We start from the raw sequence: 18,718 nt of genomic DNA, 5'->3' as shown, positions 1-18,718 counted from the left end.
ATTTGGGGCAGGTCATACCCTGCCCCATATGTCATTTACGTGACGGGCAGCTTACGCTTCGGCTTTGGCTTCCGGCGCGGCTTCTGCGGCTTTTTCTGCAACAGGCTCTTCCGCAACGACTTCTTCAACCGGTGCTTCTTCGAAAGCACCCAGGTCAACGCCTGCAGCACCCATCTGAGCGGTCATACCGTCCAGAGCGGCACGTGCGGCCAGATCGCAGTACAGCGAGATTGCACGGGCTGCGTCGTCGTTGCCGGGGATGATGTAGTCCACACCATCGGGCGAGCAGTTGGTGTCGACGATAGCTACAACCGGGATACCCAGCTTGTTGGCTTCGGCGATGGCCAGTGCTTCTTTTTTGACGTCGATGACGAACAGCAGATCAGGAACGCCGCCCATTTCGCGGATACCGCCCAGCGACGCCTGCAGTTTGCCCTGGTCACGTTCCATGCCCAGACGCTCTTTCTTGGTCAGGCCTTCGGCGCCGGTTTCCATCGCTTCGTCGATCTGGTTCAGACGGTTGATCGACTGGGAAACGGTTTTCCAGTTGGTCAGCGTGCCACCCAGCCAGCGGTGGTTCATGTAGTATTGAGCCGACTTTTCAGCGGCATCGGCGATCGGCTGAGCTGCCTGACGCTTGGTACCAACGAAAAGAACGCGGCCGCCTTTGGCGACAGTGTCACGGACAGCCTGCAGAGCCTGATCCAACATCGGAACGGTCTGGGTCAGGTCCATGATGTGGATGCCATTGCGCGAGCCGTAGATGAACGGGCCCATGCGGGGATTCCAACGCTGTGTCTGGTGACCAAAGTGAACGCCAGCTTCCAGCAGCTGACGCATGGTGAACTCGGGAAGAGCCATGCTTGTATTCCTTTTTCCGGTTTACGCCTCGGCGGGGGTGAAAGAAGCGGATGCTCCAACCGGCGGTCTTGATGAGGATGTCTCCCTCAAAAAGGCCAAACCTCGCCTGCGGGTTTGAATGGCGCGCGTATACGGCAGGTTTTCATGCAGTGCAAGGGCGAATTGCCCTATTTTTCAAGCCGCGCCAACGCATGGGCATGGCGCACAGCTTCTTCGCAATGTGCGGCCAGCGCCTTGCGGTTCGCGAAATCGCTGACCTTGGCCGGAGCGTGGTAGATCAGTTCAACCGTTCCCTGCCGGCCTGCACCCATCGTCTTAAGCAGATGCGGCGCAAAATCCATATCTCCCCACCAGCCGTAAAAACGGTCAGGCTGGCCAATCGGCGCATGAAAGATGACCGAAACCGGTTGCACATACATGAATTCACGCAATTCATCTGCGAAGAATGCGGCAAAGAGCGTCGTTTTAAAAGGTAAAACTCGCAAACCATCCGTTGAGGTTCCTTCCGGGAAAAACAACAACTTATGACCCGCCTTCAAGCGAGTTTCGAAAACCCTGGTCTGCTCCCGCGCCTTTTTTCGGTCGCGTTCAATGAACACGGTTCCGGTCGCACGTGCCAACCAACCGATCCCGGGCCACTTCGCAACTTCGGCCTTGGACACGAAGTAGATCCGCTTGCGCGCATTGAGCGCAAAGATATCCAACCACGATGTGTGGTTTGCGACCACGGCCCCACGTTCGCGCATCAGTTCTCCTGATGTGCAAAATCCCATCCCGAGAACTCGGAAGGCATTGCGGCAAACGAATTGAGATATGAATGGAGTGACCGGGCGGCGAATCCCAAACAGAGGCAGCTCGATCAGGCGAATGATCAACAGGATGAGCAACCCGCCAAATACCAGAATGGCCAAAGGAATTCCGCGCAAGATCACCAAAACCCAACCCAGAAGACCAAGGTGAATCGGGTCAGGCGCGTCCGCGCTGTTCCAAAGCGGGTCGTCCACCTGATCAGACCCCACCATAGATGCGTTTTTGCCGTTCGTTCATGCGGGCTGTATCAAGGATCAGACAGACATCGGTGGTGTTGAAGGCGTGGTCGACAAAGGCCCCCTCGCCCACGAAGCCGCCCAGCCGCAGATAAGCTTTGATCAACGCAGGCACCCGCACCATTGCTGCACGGCGGTCCAACTCTTCGGTCGCCACGAGGTCCATGGATTGAAACACACCCGGTTGTGCCCTGACCCTCAGGTCTGGCGGCGCAAGGTGGTTGTGATGCAACATCGACAGGGGCTGACCAAGGTCACGCACATCTGTGCCGTGAAAGCTGGCAACGCCGAACAAAACCTCGATCTCACGCTCGTTTACATAGGCGGCCAGCCCGTTCCACAGGTGATACATCGCAGTGCCACCGCGATAGTCGGGATGCAGGCAGGACCGCCCAAGTTCAAGCAACTTACGCCCGCTTTGTTTGAGAACGGTCAGATCGTACTCATCTTCAGAATAGAATTGCCCGATTTCTGCAGCGCGTTCGCCTGGTAACAACCTGTAAACGCCGACAACTTGGCCCGTCGCATCATCATAGGCCAGCATGTGATCAAAAACGGGATCGAACTGATCCTGCTCGAGCTCTGCATCGTGGTCAACCATCTCACCACCCCCGCCCAATTCGCGTACGAACACCTCATAGCGCAGCCGTTGCGCGGCGCGCAGTTCGTCGGGTGTTTCGGCAAGTCGGATGGTAAACGAAGGGCCAGCGTCCGGCATGTCAGGAAAATCAATCCATTGTTCTTATAGTGGGCAGATACCGCAGTTTTTCAGGCAAAGGCAACATGACGCCCTCTGGTCATCTCCGTTAACCTTTCCTAAACCAGTTTCACGGATCAAAGACTGGCATCAGGGCGATGCGTGTTCCGTCGATTACCACTTTCCCCTGCTCGCGAAAGTTCACGGTGATCTTGCCTGCGATGTTGGACTGAACCTGTCCAACACCCCAATCGGGGAAATCCGGGTGACGGACATACATGCCCGGTGCAAAAATGGCATTCAAATCTGTCATGCGGGGACTCCGGTCCGGCGTCAGATATAGCAGGAGGTACGCATGAGCGACACCAACGTCAACCTGGCTGAGTTGATCGGCTCTCGGATCTGTCACGATCTGATAAGCCCGATCGGGGCGATTACCAACGGGTTGGAACTTTTGGATATGGTTGGTGCCGTTCAGGGCCCCGAGATGGAATTGATCTCGGGCAGTGTCGGCAGCGCCGGGGCTAGGATACGCTTTTTCCGCGTGGCGTTTGGTTCGACCAGCGATCGGCCTTTGGGGCGCACTGAAGTGACAGATCTATTGAAGGACCTTGAACGGTCCGGCCGGGTTCGGATCAATTGGAACCTGACCGAGGCGGTTCCGCGCAATCAGGTGAAACTGGCCTTTCTGGCCCTGATGTGCTGCGAGAGCGCCATGCCGATGGGAGGTGAGATCGAGATCACCGCGCAAAGTGAAAAAATGTCGGTGACGGGGACTGCCGACAAATTAAATATCGACGGGGATCTTTGGAAACATTTGGCTACCGGGCGTTTTCCCAACAAGATCACGCCCGCGCAGGTGCAGTTTGCCTTGCTGCCTGAAACCGCCACCGCAATGGGGCGGCGGGTTGCCGTGGAGACTACTTCAACCCGCGTGGCCCTGCAGTTTTAAGCCCGAGTCGTTCCGTTTCCACGCACCAGGTATTTGAAACTGGTCAATTGCGCGGCGCCAACCGGCCCGCGCGCGTGCATCTTGCCGGTTGCGATCCCAATCTCGGCGCCCATGCCAAACTCGCCGCCATCGGCGAATTGCGTTGACGCGTTGTGCATCAGAATGGCGCTGTCTAGCCGTTCAAAGAAGCGGGTAGCGGTCGAGGCGTCTTCGGTCATGATGCAATCTGTATGGTTCGAACCAAATTGCTGGATATGTGCGATGGCCGCGTCGACGTCGGCGATTGGTTTTGCGGCGATAATGCTATCCAGAAACTCTTTTCCCCAATCATCACCCGTGGCAGCGATAGTACCGTCTACGGATAATGCACCTTCTGCATGGATCTCGACACCAGCCGCGACAAGGGCTTCGATTACATCGCGCCCTAGGGTTTCGGCTACGTCCTGATGAACCAGAAGGCACTCGGCAGCGCCACAGATTCCAGTGCGGCGTGTCTTGGCGTTCAACACAACATCCAGCGTTTTCTGCGGGTTGGCCGCCTTGTCGATGTAGATATGTACGATCCCCTCGAGATGGGCAAAGACCGGGACCCGCGCCTCGCGCTGCACCAGACCAACCAATCCCTTGCCGCCGCGCGGAACAATGACGTCGACATAATCGGTCAACGTCAGCAATTCCTGCACCGCTGCCCGGTCACGGGTCGGAACCAGCTGGATCGCATCTTCAGGCAGGTTCGCCGCTTTCAAACCTTCAACCAAACACGCATGAATCGCGGCAGAGGAGTGAAAGCTTTCGGACCCACCACGAAGGATGACGGCATTACCGGATTTCAGACATAACGCCCCAGCATCCGCAGTGACATTCGGGCGGCTTTCATAGATGACGCCGATTACACCCAGAGGCGTGCGCACACGTTGGATGTTCAGGCCCGAGGGCATATCCCATTCGGTCAGAACCTCACCCACCGGGTCTGCCTGTTCCGCCACCGTGCGCAACCCGTCGACCATGCCCTGAATACGCGCCTCATCCAGCATCAGCCGGTCCATCATGGCGGGGCTCAGTCCCTTGTTGCGACCGAATTCCAGATCCTTTTGGTTGGCCTCGATGATCTGAGCCCGATTGTTCCAGGCAGACTCGGATGCGGCAATCAAGGCCGCGTGTTTCTGTTCGGCACTGGCAAAAGCCAAAGCGCGGGAACTCTCTTTGGCGCGTTTTCCAAGATCGGCCATCAAGGCGGGAATGTTGTCGAAATCTTTCATGTCACATGCCTTTCAGGTCGGTGTCGTCTGTTTGCGGGTTATCATAGCGCCAAATCATCGCGGTGGACCAAAGTGGCCCGCCCGGGATAGCCCAGAGCGGCTTCGATTTCCGAGGATTTACGCCCCTTGATCGCATCAGCTTCTTGCGCCGTATAGCGGCTGATCCCCTGTGCCAACCGCCTGGCGTTCGGGTCCAGGATGGCCACTGGATCGCCACGACCGAAATCTCCGGTGACTTCGACGATCCCTGCAGGCAGTAGGCTTTTGCCGTTGGTCAGCGCTTTCGCAGCGCCATCATCCACGGTGATTTCACCGCGTGGTTTCATAGCCGAAATCCAACGCTTGCGGGCTGCGTGCGGGTCCAGAGTCGCTGTGAACCATGTGCAATTCGCGCCATTTTCAAGCGTTTTCAGAGGGTTCAAAGGCGACCCTTCGGTGATCGCCATGGTGCAGCCCGCAGCCGTGGCCATCTTGGCTGCCAGCAATTTGGTCTTCATGCCACCCTTTGACAGACCGGAACCGGCGTCACCGGCCATAGCTTCGATTTCAGGCGTGATCCGGTCGATCACCTCATAGCGGGTCGCTGATGGGTTCTCATTTGGATTACCGGAATAGAACCCATCTACGTCTGACAACAGGATAAGCTGATCTGCGCCAACGGTTACCGCAATCTGCGCCGCCAACCTGTCATTGTCGCCATACCGAATTTCGTCTGTTGCGACGGTGTCATTCTCATTGACGATAGGAACGACACCCAACCCCAACAATGTCTCGAGCGTTGCGCGCGAGTTCAGGTAGCGCCGCCGATCCTCGCTATCCTCTAGCGTAACCAACACTTGCGCAGTGGTTATGTCGTATGGTGTCAGAGCCTCTTCATAGGCGCGGGCCAGCCGAATTTGACCCACCGCCGCCGCCGCTTGCGATTTCTCAAGCGGCAATGCGGCAACCGGTAATCCCAGAACACCGCGTCCCAAGGCGATAGAGCCTGACGAGACCAGAATGACATCTGTACCCTGCCCCTTGAGCCAAGCCACATCCTGAGCCAGAGATTGCAACCATTCAGATCGCAACAACCCGGTATCTCGGTCCACCAACAAGGCGGACCCGATCTTGACGACCAGTCGGCGGGCTGCTGTCAGGGCTGCCAAGACGATGTCTCCTCCGCAGGTTTCTGCCGCAAGCGGTCTTCGTCGATTTGCGTACGCAACGCGCGCAGCACATCGGTCACACCCAAGTGAGCAACACCGGACATGGTCATCACTGGACCGCCAACCGCCTCTTGCAATTCGGTCCGGGCCAGTTCCTGTTCCTCATCATCCAGTGCATCAACTTTGTTTAGCACTGTGATGCGGGGCTTTTCGGCCAATGCACCGCCATAAGCCTCAAGCTCATGAATGATTGTCCGATAATCCTCGGCAACGGTTTCAGACGTACCATCCACCAGATGCAACAGAACAGCGCACCGTTCCACATGACCCAGAAAACGGTCTCCGATTCCCCGCCCCTCATGCGCGCCCTCGATCAGGCCCGGGATATCGGCGACAACGAATTCGACATTGTCGACACCGACAACGCCCAGATTCGGGTGCAATGTGGTGAACGGATAGTCGGCAATCTTGGGACGTGCGTTGGACGTCGCTGCCAAAAATGTGGATTTACCTGCATTTGGCATACCCAACAGACCCACATCTGCGATCAGCTTCAGCCGTAACCAGATGGTGCGGTCGATACACGCCTGTCCGGGATTGGAGCGACGTGGCGCCTGATTGGTTGCTGATTTGAAGTGCAGGTTCCCGAACCCGCCATTGCCACCTTTGGCCAACAGCACGCGTTCCCCCACCTGTGTCAGGTCGGCAATCACGGTCTCTTCGTCTTCGTCCAGAATCTCGGTGCCCACTGGGACGCGCAGGATGATGTCGTCGCCATCCTTGCCAGTGCGCTGCTGACCTTTTCCAGGCTGACCATTCTTGGCAAAGAAATGTTGCTGATAGCGGAAGTCGATAAGGGTGTTCAGCCCATCGACAACCTCGACCCAGACCGAGCCGCCTTTGCCGCCGTCACCACCATCCGGACCGCCATATTCAATGTACTTTTCGCGCCGAAAGCTGACGCACCCGCCCCCACCGGCCCCGGACCGGATGTAGACCTTTGCTAGATCGAGAAATTTCATGACTGTCCCCTACTGCAAAGGCCCCATCGGCCACAAGTCAGAGTTTTTTGCTATACGTCCAGGTGGGCACATTTGCGTCGCGCGCCACCGAGTAACTTTCCGCATCGCCAAGGTATTCGAACCCGCAATGGGTCAACACCCGGGCCGAGGCCGGATTGTCCTGAAATACACTGGCGAACATATTCGCATTCTCCAGTGGATTGGCAATCACCAACACCTCAACCGCCATCGATGCGATGCCCGTGTTCCAATAAATCGGCGCGACCCAGTAGCCGACCTCGGACTGGTTGCGGTCCAATCGCTTCAGCGAGATCACCCCGATGAGTTCCGGGCCGCCATCTTTGGTGGCATCCATGACCCAGACATCTTCGTCCCGCTCATCCGACATCGAACGTGTCACAAAGGCCTCGACCGAACCCGGTGGCAAAGGGTGCGCAATACTGGTCGTCATGCGTGCCACTCGCTCATCACCTGCATAATGCTCAATAAGGCCCATATCCGACCGGCGCAGAGGGCGCAGATCGAACCGCTCGGTTTCGATGACCGGCTGATTTATTATTGTTTCAAGTTTCATGAGTGCGTTCCTCCTCCGAACAACACAAAAAATACGGACGCAACAGTAAGACTGGCTAACGTCCACATCAGATATTTTTCCAACGGCCGTCCTTCAACCGTGTGGGCAATTCTATCCCCGGCAAAAGTCCAGATTGGATGCAGCAACACCTGACAGAATAACAAACAGAGAGCGATCGTGAGCGTTGCGTCAAAACTGGAAGTCCCTGCGGCAACAAAGCCGGTAAAGCCGGCGATAATCATCGCCCAAGCCTTTGGATTAAGGGGATGAACGATTAATCCCGCCCAAAATCCCGGAACGGCAGCATCCGTTTCATTGCGTGACAACCGCAGATTGGCAATTTTCCACGCAAGCCAGCAGATATATGCCGCCGAGGCGTATTTCAGAACGGCAAAAATCGCCGGTGCCTGTTCAGCCAGCTGCAACAATCCAAAACCCACGGGCCAGATGATCAACTGTTTGCCCAGAACGACGCCAGCCACAAACGGCAGTGCCGCCCGAAAACCGTAACGCGCACCTGTTCCCAGCAGGACCATGTTGGCCGGTCCCGGTGTGCCGACCTGACTGGCGGCAAAGATCAGGAAACTGGTGGTTGCGACTGTCATCGGTTTTTCAATCACGACTGCGTTAAAACGAGAAAAGGGACCGGCACTTTGTGCCGGTCCCCCATGAATTTTTCTTAAACCTCTGGGTTTCGGCTTACTCTGCGGCCTCCGCCACTGGCAGGACCGAAATAAAGGTGCGGTTTTTGAGACCCTTGTGAAACTTCACGGCGCCATCAATGGTTGCAAAGATCGTGTGATCTTTGCCCATACCTACGCCTTCGCCCGGCCAAAACTTGGTGCCGCGCTGACGCACGATGATGTTGCCCGGGATAGCCGCCTGGCCACCATACAGTTTCACGCCAAGGCGGCGACCAGCAGAGTCGCGACCGTTACGGGAGGAACCGCCAGCTTTTTTATGTGCCATTCTCTCTCTCCTTAGCCTTTAGCCAAATCTTTGGCCTGCTCAACCCATTCGGGTTTCACTTTGACCGCTTCGATAGCAGCAATCTGCTCATCCGACAAGGCAGCCAGAGCGGCAAAGCTCTCGATGCCTGCTTCGGCCAGCTTCTTGGCTGCGGCAGGGCCAACTCCGGTCAGTGCGGTCAGATCGTCAGCGGCTGGTGCTTCTGCTTTCGCAGGAGCTTTCTTGGCAGGCTTCGCCGCCGGGGCAGCTTCGCCAGCCGGAGCCGAACCGGTTGCAACCTTGATGCCCGACTTGTCAGCACCCGACGACAGGATGTCGGTGATCTTGACCAGAGTCAGCTTCTGACGGTGGCCAACTGTACGCTTCGAGCTGTGCTTACGACGGCGTTTGACGAACTTGATGACCTTGTCACCTTTGATCTGTTCGACCACTTCGGCCTGAACGGCCGCACCATCGACAAACGGCGCGCCAACAACCGGTGCGTCACCGCCCAGCATCAGTACGTCGTTGAATTGAACTTTTTCACCTGCATCGGCAGCCAGCTTTTCAACACGGAGCACATCGCCCGCCTGAACCTTGTACTGCTTGCCGCCAGTCTTGAGGACCGCAAACATGCGTCTTTCCTTTTCATTCCCGCGTTCTGTGGTCCCCGTCAGGGTGTTGCCGGCTTTCGCCACCTCGAACAGCGCGCCCTTTCATGGGCGTGATGACGACCCGAGGGTGATCCCCATGGGTCAAATAATAACGATACCCGGCGCGGAAAACCGGCCGGGATGCGCGCTTATCCATAGATTGCAGATGAAAGTCAACACCTAAGCGGCGTTACAAGTCCGACCCCCTGAGCACCTGCGCCACGGTCGCGCCGAGCCTATAGGAAATACTGTCAAACATTCGGTCAAACCCGTCAAACAGCGCCTCATTCAAGGCGCGCCCGGTATCGGTTCGGGAAAACGCTATATTCTCACGCATCTGAACCTCGTCCAGAGGTCGATAGGCCAATAGCAGGAAAGAATAAAGCCAGATCGTTGTCTCAGCTGTCATGCTGTCCTTTTGTGACAAGAGCTCTGCCAGCAGCTCCCCGTCATCGGTCAACGTATCTTGATCGAGGCCTTTGAAGAAACTGAAATCGGCGCTCAGCGCCCCTTGTACATTTTGCTCAATCAGGTCGTTGGCCTGAATGTACTCATCCACCAATACAAAGAGCTCGGAATCGCGAGTGGTGGCCTCATAGGTTTCTCGGGCCATCTCTTCGATAGCCTCGTCCGAAATGGCCTGACGCGCCGAGTTTTCAAGCGAAACAATTGTCTGGCCCAGATCGCTTTCGAAAAACAGGATGGCCTGATCCAATTGCGTGTCCGTCAATCCTTGCTCGATGGCATCGGTCATCTGCTCGCGCATCCAGACCGGGTCATAAATATCCTCGACCTGCGCTTGAAAAAACGCGCCGCCAGCATTGTCCAGGATCGTTTCGTCCAAGTCGCGGCGCTGATCCTGACTTTCGCTGGCCAGAATTTGCATAACCTGGCTTAGGTCCATGGCCCGCGCCAGCCGATCCACCTTTTCATTGGCAGACAGCGGCATGCCCCAGATCAGGAATGCCGATAGAAGTGCGACCAGCCTCATCATATGTCCTGAGCAGGATGCAACTCGGCCATTCGGGCGGCCAAAACCTCGAACCGCTTAGCCATGATTTCGTATTGAATGGCGTTCAACAGTTCATACACCTCTTGCATCAATGGCTGCTCCAGTGCCGCGACATAGGCATCGACGTCACTGTCCGAAAAACCCTGATAAGTGTACGCTGCGCCCGCCAGCGCCGACAATTGCAGCGACTGACGCATCCCGGCTTCGTTCCGCTTCATCATCTGGCGCAGTTCATCCGCGCCAAGTTGCAAATCAATGACGCCGGATGCGCTGGCCGCCAGCAGGAACCGAAGCTGGATCTCTTGCAGGGCCCGCAACGCAGTTCCACTGGAATCAATCGCGCGATTCATCCGCTTGAAGCTTTCGACCCGCTGCGAGCCGTCCTGAATCAGAGCGGCAACAATCTCCTGCCCCTCGCGTTGTTTGGCCTCGTCATCTTCATTCATGTGCCCGGCATTCTCAGCTTCGACAAGCCGCTGCCCCAGATCCGAGGCGTAGAATTCGACCGCATGTGTTAAGGCTTCGTCGCTGAGGGTTTGTTCGAGGATCGACACGGCGGTTTGATGCATGCCTTCGGTGTCGAAAACCTCTTCCGTCAGGCGCGTCCAGTCGGACCCGAACCCGTCGGGATCAATACCCAACATCTGCGGAGCCGACCCCGACGCAAACGCGATGCTTTCCAAGGCCACATCAAACCCCGTCGTTGTCAAAAACGCCTCAATCCGGTCACGGCTGGCCGCCGCGACCTGAAGTGGGATCAGAACAAGTGCCATCAACGGCACAAGAAACGAAAGAGCGAAACGCTGTGCAAGATAAGTCATGCCTATCAGCCTAGGTGATTTATGCCCGCAGGCAATGGGAAATCCGGGCTTTCTGGATTTCCCGAATTTTCTGCTTGCACCCTTGCGCGTTCACCACTAAATCCCCCCCTCACAGACCCCCGCGGAGAGGTGCCGGAGTGGTCGAACGGGGCGGTCTCGAAAACCGTTGTGGGTGCAAGCCCACCCAGGGTTCGAATCCCTGTCTCTCCGCCACTCTTCCCGAGTTGCTTCCTTCCTAAAGACCACCAAATTGCAAAACATACCTGTGGGCCGTTGAATGTGACGGTTACAAGGGGTGTGCAGTATAAAATCGACCTCGCACACATGTGTTGGCGTGATATCGCCGCGGGTATCAAGCCGGATCAGCGTAGCATGGCTCATGCTTGCCTTATGCTGAGATTTTCCGGGAATTCCCCTTTGCATACAGTTAGTTTTAGATCATCCCCGGCGACACATTTTCCAAAGGAGACACACATGTCGCGCACTCTTATCCTAGCAATCGTCATCGCCGCGATCGGTGCTGGCGGATATTACTATCTCAACCAAGGCGAGCAAACGCCAGCCGAGCAGCTGCAATCTGCGGCGGAAGATGCCAGTGAGGCAGTGAACGAGGCAGCAACAGCCGCACAGGAGGCCACGACCGAAGCCTTGGAATCGGCCACTGAACAAGCCAGCGATGCCGCGTCCTCGCTGACGGATCAAGCCTCGGAAGCCGCGTCTTCGATCGCAGATCAGGCTTCGGACACTGCAGAACAGGCCGGTGATCAGGTCGCCGCTCTGGCCGGTCAGGGGCAAGAGCTGTTCAATTCCTGGATTCAGGATGGCACATTGACCGCCCAGCAGTTCGACTATGACGCCATTGTCGCTTCGGTTCAGGAAAGTTCACTGACGCAAGAGGTGAAGACTCAGGCAATCCAGATCCTCGACGGCATCAAAGCTTCGCCAGAGACGATTGTTGAAAAAATTCAGGAACTACGCAACCTGTTGACACAACAGTAAAAAGCCAACGGGCCGATCCTGCGGGTCGGCCCCTGCCCCGGCGCCATCAGAGGTGCCGCCACGTTAGAGAACAGTTCAATTGACGCAGCGCGTGCCTTTTGTTTGGCTGTTTCCAATTTCGCGTTTGCGCTGCGCAGAGAAATTCTCGGAAAATAGCCGAATTATTGCTGTCGTCATTGCGCGCTAAATCTGAACTTTTTGAGGATGCACCTAATGACCACTCTGCCTGCTTCTATGTTTGCGACCATTCTGAAACACGACGGATATTCCGGAACGATGACCGGACCGGTGATCGAAAATGCAGCCGACTGGCTGACCGAAGCGGAACTTCCGATACCGGAGCCGGGTCCGGGACAGGTTTTGATCAGATTGCGGACGGCGTCTGTGAACCCTTCGGATCTACATTTCATCAAGGGTGAATATGGGCAGCCACGAGTCCAGGGTACGCCAGCAGGTTTCGAAGGATGTGGTGACGTGGTTGCCGCTGGCAAGGGCGCCGAAGCCCTGCAGGACCTGCGCGTCGCATTTGTTGCGGCAGGGTCCGGGGCCTGGGCCGAATATGTCGTTACCCAAATGCAAATGTGCATTCCTTTGCGTCCGGACATCTCTGACGATGACGGGGCTGCTCAGATCATCAATCCATTAACGGCGATGGCCATGGTCGACATGGCCAAAGAGGATGGCGACGCGTTTGTGATCTCTGCCGCGACCAGCCAGCTGGGTAAGTTGATGTGCAGCCTTGGACGGGATCTGGGGTTGAAACCCATCGCATTGGTACGCCGTACAGAGACTGTGGAAACGCTCAAGCAGCTTGGAGCGGCTGAGGTTTTAGTAACTACCGACGCCGACGTTGTCCAAAAATTCGCAGACATCAGCGCCACATTGAAACCACGCGTCTTTCTCGACGCCGTGATGGATCAACTCTCGGAACAGCTATTCTGTGCCATGCCCAATCGGGCGCGCTGGGTTTGTTACGGCAAGCTTGGCAGCGACGCGCCGACGTTGACGCAAACTGGACAACTTATCTTTATGGGCAAGCGGATCGAAGGCTTTTGGTTGACCCAGTGGATGATGTCCACACCTCCGGCAGACCAGATGCGCGTAGTCACCGAAGTGCAGGCGCGCTTTGCTGATGGGCGGTGGAAAACCGATGTGTCTGAACGGCTTACCCTTAGAAATCTTATGCCAAATCTGGCTGCTGCGCTGAAAAAGAGTGACGGAAAGGTGATAATCACGCCATAGTAGAACCAGCCCCCGCGCATCGGACAAAATCCGCGGGTCGTTCGAACGCCAGACAACCGGCATGGGGAGGACAGTTTGGATAACGCGCAGCTGTTGATCAGCGGGCTGGCGAATGGGTGTGTCTATGGCCTGATCGCGCTAGGGTTTGTATTGATCTACAAGGCGACCGAGGCGGTGAACTTCGCGCAGGGCGATTTCATGATGTTGGGCGCGTTTGTGACGATCGGCCTGACGAACACTGAATACATGGGTTTGCCGTTTTGGCTGGCCCTGCCAATCTCACTGGGGATTATGGGCGCACTGGGATACCTTTTGGACCGCCTGATCATCCGCCGCCTGTTTGGCGAAAGTCAGACCGCCGTCGTTATTCTAACCATTGCTTTGGGTTTTGTGATCCGCTTCGTCGCCGGACTGATCTGGGGCCATGAACCGCAGACCTTGCAAAACCCGCTGGCTGGCAAGGAAGTCCGTGTTGGCGAGTTGGTCCTGGGGATGGAGGATGTGGCGGTTATCATAGTGACCGTTGCGCTGACCTGGGGTCTTTATGTCTTCTTCAGCAAAACCAAGCTTGGACTGGCCATGCAGGGTGCATCCCAAAACCAGCTGGCCGCGTATTACATGGGTATTCCCGTCAAACGCGTTCAGGGGTTCATCTGGGCGCTTGCCGGTATCGTAGCCGGTATTGCCGGCATCTTGTTTGCCGCAAAAGGATCTGTAGATCCGACCACGGGCCTGCTGGGGATCAAGGCTTTTGCCGCCGCTGTGATCGGTGGGTTCGGCAGCCTGCCCGGCGCTTTGGCCGGAGGATTGATCGTCGGAGTCATCGAACCTTTTGCCAGTCGGTACATTGCGGCAGGTTACAGCCAGATTGCCCCCTACGCATTACTTCTGGCAGTTCTGATCTTTCGCCCCAATGGGCTGTTCAGCCAGGTTCGGGTCAAAAAGGTCTAGGACATGCGGATCGTTTTCAAAACCGGCTACATGCAAGACATCAGACCGTGGAAAGACCGGTATCAACTTGGTCTATACCTGATCCTTCTGGCCGTGGTTGTGGCAGCGCCATGGTGGCTTGATGAGTTTTATCTGGGTGAGCTGACCAATGTTCTGATCTGGGCTATCGCTGGTCTGGGTTTGATGATCCTGACAGGGCACACAGGTCAGATCAGCCTGGGCCACGCCGCCTTTCTGGCCTTTGGCTGTTATGCCAACGTGATCCTGATCGAAGCTGGCGTGCCCTTTCTGATCGCTTTCCCTTTGGCCGGTATTTTGACCGGGATAGCCGGAGTGACTGTCGCCATCCCTGCCTTGCGTCTGCACGGGATATATCTGGCAATCTTCACGATGGCACTGTCCATTCTGATGGATGACGTCATTGTTCTGGCCGAGCCAATCACCGGCGGAGTTGCTGGCAAGTATCTGGGTGGCGTAGAGATTTTCGGTCATCTGGTCGACCGTTGGGCGACGCCGGATCAGTTCTTTTGGCTCGTCCTGATCGTCGCTGTTCTGGTCACCCTCGGCTATATAAATCTGCTGCGTGCCCCGCTGGGTCGCAGTTTCATCGCTGTCCGCGACTCCGAAGTCTCTGCGCAGGCCATGGGTGTAGATATTGCCAAAACCAAGACAATCTCGTTCGCACTTTCGTGCGCGGTGACGGGATGGGCTGGCGCGCTCATGGGCCTCTACGCTGGGGCATTCAATAATGAAACCTTCAGCGTTCTGATATCGATCCAACTGCTGATGATGGTCGTCATCGGCGGATTGGGCTCGATCCACGGAGCGTTCCTTGGCGCCGTTGTTATCGGGTTCTTGCCGCAGTTTCTATCGATCTCAAAGGAATATATCGGTGCTGTGGTCGGCGGAAGTACAGTCGCCATTCCGGGACTGGAATTTGGCATCTTCGGCGTGATCCTGATCGGCTTTATCCTGTTCGAACCCATGGGCATGTACGGCCGTTGGCTGAAAATCCGCACTTGGTTCGAACTGTTCCCCTTCTACCGCAAGGATATGTTCAAACGGCAGAAATCCTATCTCAAGACGGAGCGTCTGAGATGAGCCTGCTAGAGTTCGAAAACGTCACCCTCAAGTTTGGCGGCCTGACGGCGGTGAATGATCTTTCGTTTGAAGTTCAAGAAGGCGAGGTATTCGCCATTGTTGGTCCCAACGGCGCGGGCAAATCCACCGTATTCAACTTGATCTCGCGCTTTTACGATCCCTTTGCCGGATCGATCCAGTTTGACGGGCATGATCTGCTACAGGTGAAATCCTCGGGTGTCGCGGCATATGGCGTGGCCCGTACTTTTCAGAACATCGAGCTGTTCGAGCACGCCACAGTCCTGCAAAACCTGCTGGTCGGACGGCATCGACATCGCAAGACCAATCTCATTTCAGAGATCTTGTTCACCCGCTCAGCGCGACGTCAGGAGCTGGACAACCGAGAAAAAGTTGAGGAAATAATCGACTTTCTCGATCTTCAGGCGTTTCGCGATAAGATGATCTCAGGCCTCCCTTACGGGGTACGCAAAGTGGTCGAGGTCGCACGCGCACTGGCCACCGATCCAAAACTATTGCTGCTGGACGAACCCGCCTCGGGCTTGTCGGTCGAAGAGACGACGGGCATGCGGTGGTGGATTGATGATATCCGGCGGCAGATGGGAATTACGGTTCTAATGGTCGAGCATGACATGGGGTTGGTGTCCGGCGTGTCCGACCGGGTTCTGGCCATGGCAGACGGGGCGGAACTGGCGCTGGGTACGCCTGCCGAAGTGCAATCACATCCGGCTGTGATTGAAGCTTACTTGGGGAAAGCTTCATGAGCGAGCCGATCCTACAGATCCGCAACGTCGAGAGCTTTTATGGCCCGATCATGGCCATTCGCGGTGTCTCACTTGATGTTCACGTTGGGCAGATCGTCTCGATCCTTGGCGCCAACGGTGCGGGCAAAACAACGTTGATGAAAACCGTGTCGGGTGTGATGGACCCCGAAAAAGGCAAGATCACGTTCAATGGTCAAGACATCCAAGGGTCTGAGCCGCACAAGGTCGTGCAGAAGGGTATCGTGCACATCCCGGAAGGGCGCGAAGTATTCCCCCTGCTGACGGTGAATGAAAACTTGAGCCTGGGGGCTTATACGCTGAAGGACAAGGTGCAGATCGAACGCGACCGGGAACTGGTATTCAGCTATTTCCCAGTTCTGAAAGAACGGCGCCAGCAAGAGGCCGGAACCCTGTCCGGCGGCCAGCAACAAATGCTGGCCATCGGACGCGGCCTTATGGCCAATCCAAAGATCATGCTGTTGGACGAGCCTTCGCTAGGCCTGTCCCCACTTCTGGTGCAAGAAATTTTTGGCATCCTCAAACGTCTGAACGAAGAACAGAACATGACAATGATGCTGGTTGAACAGAACGCCCATGCCGCGTTGAAATTGGCGCATCATGGTTACGTGATGGAGGTCGGGCGCATCGTCATGGATGGTGCGGCGGACATCCTGCTGCAATCCGAAGATATCCAGAATTTCTACCTTGGCGTACAGGAAGAAGGGGCGCGCGAAAGCCGCCGTTGGAAGCGGAAGAAGACGTGGAGGTGAGCCGGATGGACAGCAGCCCCCTGCCCCCACAAATCGCGATCAATGGGGTTGAGTTCAATGTAACGCCGGGACAACGTCCACTGCGCGTCGACGGCTGCATCACCATTTGCGAGCTATTCCAGAGCCGCTGCGCCGAATTGGGTGCCCGCACCGCGCATCGTGAAAAGGATCTGGGTATCTGGAAATCCTATTCCTGGGCTGATTATTGGCAACATGCCAAGTGGATCGGCCTTGCCCTGCGCAAGCTTGGATTGCAACGGGGAGATGTGGTTTCAATCCTGTCAGAGGATCGCAAGGAATGGGCTTGGTTTGACATGGGTATTCAGGGCGTCGGAGGTATCGCGTCTGGCGTCTATACCACCGACTCAGCCAGCCAGTTGAAATACTTGATCAACGACAGCGGTAGCCGCTTTTTGATTGTTGAAGATGAAGAGCATCTCGACAAATTTCTGGAGATTGAAGACGAGGTTCCCGACCTTCTCAAGATCATCATTCTGGAAAATGAAGGATTGCATGATCTGAACCATCCGCGTTGCATGGTGATTGAGGATCTTTATGCGCTTGGCAAACAGGCCGAAGCCGAAGAACCGGGTGGGTTCGAAGCGGAACTGGCGTTGGCAAGGCCGCAGGACACAGCGTTGCTGGTTTACACATCCGGTACGACCGGACAGCCCAAAGGCGCTATGCTGAGCCACGAAAACATCCTCGCCGCGATTGAGGCTGGTGCCCGATCCTTGCCAACCTTTGCCAGCGACGAACAACTGTGTTTCCTGCCGCTCTGCCATATTCTGGAGCGCGATGTATCGATCTATTTCCCTTTGGCGGCCAGATGCACGGTGAATTTTGCGGAAAGCCCCGAGACCGTGTTTGCCAACCTGCAAGAGGTCTCTCCGACCACCTTCACCGCCGTGCCGCGTGTTTGGGAAAAACTCTATGCGTATGTGCAAATTCTGATACAGGACGCGACACCTGTGGGCCGCATGGCATTTGGCCTGGCCTTAAAAGCGGGTGCCGCGCGCGCCAAGTTCACGAGTGCGGGCAAGCCCGTCCCTTTTGGCGTCGCGGTCTGGTTCTGGGTTTGGGACCGTCTGGTCCTGCGCAACCTGCGGCGCATGTTGGGGTTGGACAAATTGCGTCGTGGCGGCACTGGCGCCGCTCCGATCTCGACCGATTTGTTGAAATGGTACTGGGCCATCGGAGTACCTTTGGTCGAAGGGTTCGGGATGACAGAAACCTCCGGCCTCGCATCGCTCAATACAATTGAAGATAACCGGATCGGGACGATTGGACGGGCCGTTGACGGCAACGACATACGCATCTCGGATGACGGGGAAATTCAACTGAAAGGGTTGAACGTCTTTCAGGGGTATTGGCGTAGCAATGCCAAAACGGCTGAAACCTTCACCTCTGACGGATGGCTGCGCACTGGCGATATGGGCCATATCGACGATGATGATTTCATCATCATAACTGGCCGCCTGAAGGACATCATCATCACTGCGGGCGGCAAGAACATCACTCCGGCCGAGATTGAGAGCCGGTTAAAGTTCAGCCATTTTATCTCGGACGCGGTGATCATCGGAGATCGACGCAAATTCCTGACGGCCCTGGTCATGATCGATCAGGAGAATGTCGAGAAGTTCGCGCAGGACAGGAAAATCCCGTTCTCGGACTTTGCATCCCTTTGCGCGGCACCTGACATCAAGGAATTGATTGGATCTGAAGTTACAGCGGTTAATGCCGATTTCGCACGGGTGGAACAGATCAAGGATTTCCGGCTGATCGACGTTCTGCTGACGGCGGAAGATGATGAACTGACAGCTACAATGAAATTGAAACGCGGACTTGTTGAAAAGAAACACGGACATCTCATTGAAGACATGTACAATTAGCAAAAGGAT

Annotated in this window: 21 protein-coding genes and 1 tRNA gene; 9 read left to right on the top strand and 13 right to left on the bottom strand. The window is 56.1% G+C overall.

Annotated elements, in window-relative coordinates; genetic code table 11:
• Positions 1 to 51 precede the first annotated feature (51 nt).
• The 4 genes from rpsB to HW561_RS05415 form a co-directional block, all read right to left on the bottom strand.
• Positions 52 to 861 (bottom strand): 30S ribosomal protein S2, encoded by an 810-nt coding sequence (gene rpsB, locus HW561_RS05430; RefSeq protein WP_176862500.1) that lies wholly within the window; start codon positions 859 to 861, stop codon positions 52 to 54.
• 167 nt (positions 862 to 1,028) lie between these two features.
• Positions 1,029 to 1,883: a lysophospholipid acyltransferase family protein gene (locus HW561_RS05425; RefSeq protein WP_176862498.1), complete on the bottom strand. Its 855-nt coding sequence runs from the start codon at positions 1,881 to 1,883 to the stop codon at positions 1,029 to 1,031.
• A complete protein-coding gene (locus tag HW561_RS05420; protein ID WP_176862496.1) occupies positions 1,870 to 2,625 on the bottom strand; it encodes a GNAT family N-acetyltransferase in 756 nt (251 codons plus the stop codon). The genes HW561_RS05425 and HW561_RS05420 overlap by 14 nt, the downstream gene beginning before the upstream one ends.
• Positions 2,626 to 2,734: 109 nt before the next feature.
• Complete coding sequence (locus HW561_RS05415; RefSeq protein ID WP_176862494.1) at positions 2,735 to 2,917, bottom strand: DUF3553 domain-containing protein; 183 nt, start codon at positions 2,915 to 2,917, stop codon at positions 2,735 to 2,737.
• Between the two features lie 42 nt (positions 2,918 to 2,959).
• On the opposite strand from HW561_RS05415, the gene HW561_RS05410 reads away from it, so the two are divergent.
• Complete coding sequence (locus HW561_RS05410; RefSeq protein ID WP_176862492.1) at positions 2,960 to 3,556, top strand: histidine phosphotransferase family protein; 597 nt, start codon at positions 2,960 to 2,962, stop codon at positions 3,554 to 3,556.
• Here the strand turns inward: HW561_RS05410 and HW561_RS05405 are convergent.
• From HW561_RS05405 to HW561_RS05365, 9 genes are all read right to left on the bottom strand, one after another.
• On the bottom strand, positions 3,553 to 4,815 hold the full coding sequence (locus HW561_RS05405) for a glutamate-5-semialdehyde dehydrogenase (protein WP_176862490.1): 1,263 nt from the start codon (positions 4,813 to 4,815) through the stop codon (positions 3,553 to 3,555). The two genes, HW561_RS05410 and HW561_RS05405, sit on opposite strands and share 4 nt — an antisense overlap.
• A 41-nt stretch (positions 4,816 to 4,856) precedes the next feature.
• Positions 4,857 to 5,963, bottom strand: a complete 1,107-nt coding sequence (proB, locus tag HW561_RS05400) for a glutamate 5-kinase (RefSeq protein WP_176862488.1) — start codon at positions 5,961 to 5,963, stop codon at positions 4,857 to 4,859.
• Positions 5,951 to 6,985, bottom strand: a complete 1,035-nt coding sequence (gene obgE, locus HW561_RS05395) for a GTPase ObgE (RefSeq protein ID WP_176862486.1) — start codon at positions 6,983 to 6,985, stop codon at positions 5,951 to 5,953. Before obgE ends, proB begins: the two co-directional genes overlap by 13 nt.
• A 37-nt stretch (positions 6,986 to 7,022) precedes the next feature.
• On the bottom strand, positions 7,023 to 7,559 hold the full coding sequence (locus HW561_RS05390) for a GNAT family N-acetyltransferase (RefSeq protein WP_176862483.1): 537 nt from the start codon (positions 7,557 to 7,559) through the stop codon (positions 7,023 to 7,025).
• The gene (locus tag HW561_RS05385) at positions 7,556 to 8,164 is read right to left on the bottom strand and encodes a LysE family translocator (protein WP_176862481.1); all 609 of its coding nucleotides are present in this window, start codon (positions 8,162 to 8,164) and stop codon (positions 7,556 to 7,558) included. The genes HW561_RS05390 and HW561_RS05385 overlap by 4 nt, the downstream gene beginning before the upstream one ends.
• A gap of 94 nt (positions 8,165 to 8,258) precedes the next feature.
• The gene (rpmA, locus tag HW561_RS05380) at positions 8,259 to 8,528 is read right to left on the bottom strand and encodes a 50S ribosomal protein L27 (protein ID WP_176862479.1); all 270 of its coding nucleotides are present in this window, start codon (positions 8,526 to 8,528) and stop codon (positions 8,259 to 8,261) included.
• Between the two features lie 11 nt (positions 8,529 to 8,539).
• A complete protein-coding gene (locus tag HW561_RS05375; RefSeq protein WP_176862477.1) occupies positions 8,540 to 9,142 on the bottom strand; it encodes a 50S ribosomal protein L21 in 603 nt (200 codons plus the stop codon).
• Positions 9,143 to 9,350: 208 nt separating this feature from the next.
• Positions 9,351 to 10,151, bottom strand: coding sequence for a DUF2059 domain-containing protein (locus HW561_RS05370; protein WP_176862475.1), 801 nt, complete (start codon positions 10,149 to 10,151; stop codon positions 9,351 to 9,353).
• Positions 10,151 to 10,993 carry a DUF2059 domain-containing protein gene (locus tag HW561_RS05365; RefSeq protein ID WP_176862473.1) on the bottom strand — a complete coding sequence of 281 codons (843 nt, stop codon included), beginning with the start codon at positions 10,991 to 10,993 and terminating at the stop codon, positions 10,151 to 10,153. The genes HW561_RS05370 and HW561_RS05365 overlap by 1 nt, the downstream gene beginning before the upstream one ends.
• Positions 10,994 to 11,116: 123 nt before the next feature.
• Between HW561_RS05365 and HW561_RS05360 the strand changes: the two genes are divergently transcribed.
• The 8 genes from HW561_RS05360 to HW561_RS05325 all read left to right on the top strand — a co-directional run bounded on the left by HW561_RS05360 (position 11,117) and on the right by HW561_RS05325 (position 18,709).
• A tRNA-Ser gene (locus tag HW561_RS05360) sits at positions 11,117 to 11,206 on the top strand.
• 261 nt (positions 11,207 to 11,467) lie between these two features.
• Positions 11,468 to 11,992, top strand: coding sequence for a hypothetical protein (locus tag HW561_RS05355; protein WP_176862471.1), 525 nt, complete (start codon positions 11,468 to 11,470; stop codon positions 11,990 to 11,992).
• Between the two features lie 213 nt (positions 11,993 to 12,205).
• Entirely contained in the window at positions 12,206 to 13,234 is a 1,029-nt protein-coding gene (locus HW561_RS05350; RefSeq protein ID WP_176862469.1) for an alcohol dehydrogenase catalytic domain-containing protein, read from the top strand.
• 75 nt (positions 13,235 to 13,309) lie between these two features.
• Positions 13,310 to 14,185, top strand: coding sequence for a branched-chain amino acid ABC transporter permease (locus tag HW561_RS05345; RefSeq protein WP_176862467.1), 876 nt, complete (start codon positions 13,310 to 13,312; stop codon positions 14,183 to 14,185).
• Between the two features lie 3 nt (positions 14,186 to 14,188).
• Complete coding sequence (locus HW561_RS05340; RefSeq protein ID WP_176862465.1) at positions 14,189 to 15,286, top strand: branched-chain amino acid ABC transporter permease; 1,098 nt, start codon at positions 14,189 to 14,191, stop codon at positions 15,284 to 15,286.
• Positions 15,283 to 16,047, top strand: a complete 765-nt coding sequence (locus tag HW561_RS05335) for an ABC transporter ATP-binding protein (RefSeq protein WP_176862463.1) — start codon at positions 15,283 to 15,285, stop codon at positions 16,045 to 16,047. The genes HW561_RS05340 and HW561_RS05335 overlap by 4 nt, the downstream gene beginning before the upstream one ends.
• Entirely contained in the window at positions 16,044 to 16,817 is a 774-nt protein-coding gene (locus HW561_RS05330; protein ID WP_176862461.1) for an ABC transporter ATP-binding protein, read from the top strand. The genes HW561_RS05335 and HW561_RS05330 overlap by 4 nt, the downstream gene beginning before the upstream one ends.
• A gap of 5 nt (positions 16,818 to 16,822) precedes the next feature.
• Complete coding sequence (locus tag HW561_RS05325) at positions 16,823 to 18,709, top strand: AMP-dependent synthetase/ligase (RefSeq protein ID WP_176862459.1); 1,887 nt, start codon at positions 16,823 to 16,825, stop codon at positions 18,707 to 18,709.
• Positions 18,710 to 18,718: the final 9 nt, after the last annotated feature.

The sequence above is a fragment of the Ruegeria haliotis genome (assembly GCF_013377785.1).
Classification (GTDB): Bacteria; Pseudomonadota; Alphaproteobacteria; order Rhodobacterales; family Rhodobacteraceae; genus Ruegeria; species Ruegeria haliotis.
Note: the sequence above shows the minus strand (reverse complement) of the source record. Positions and strands in the feature narration are given on the sequence as shown.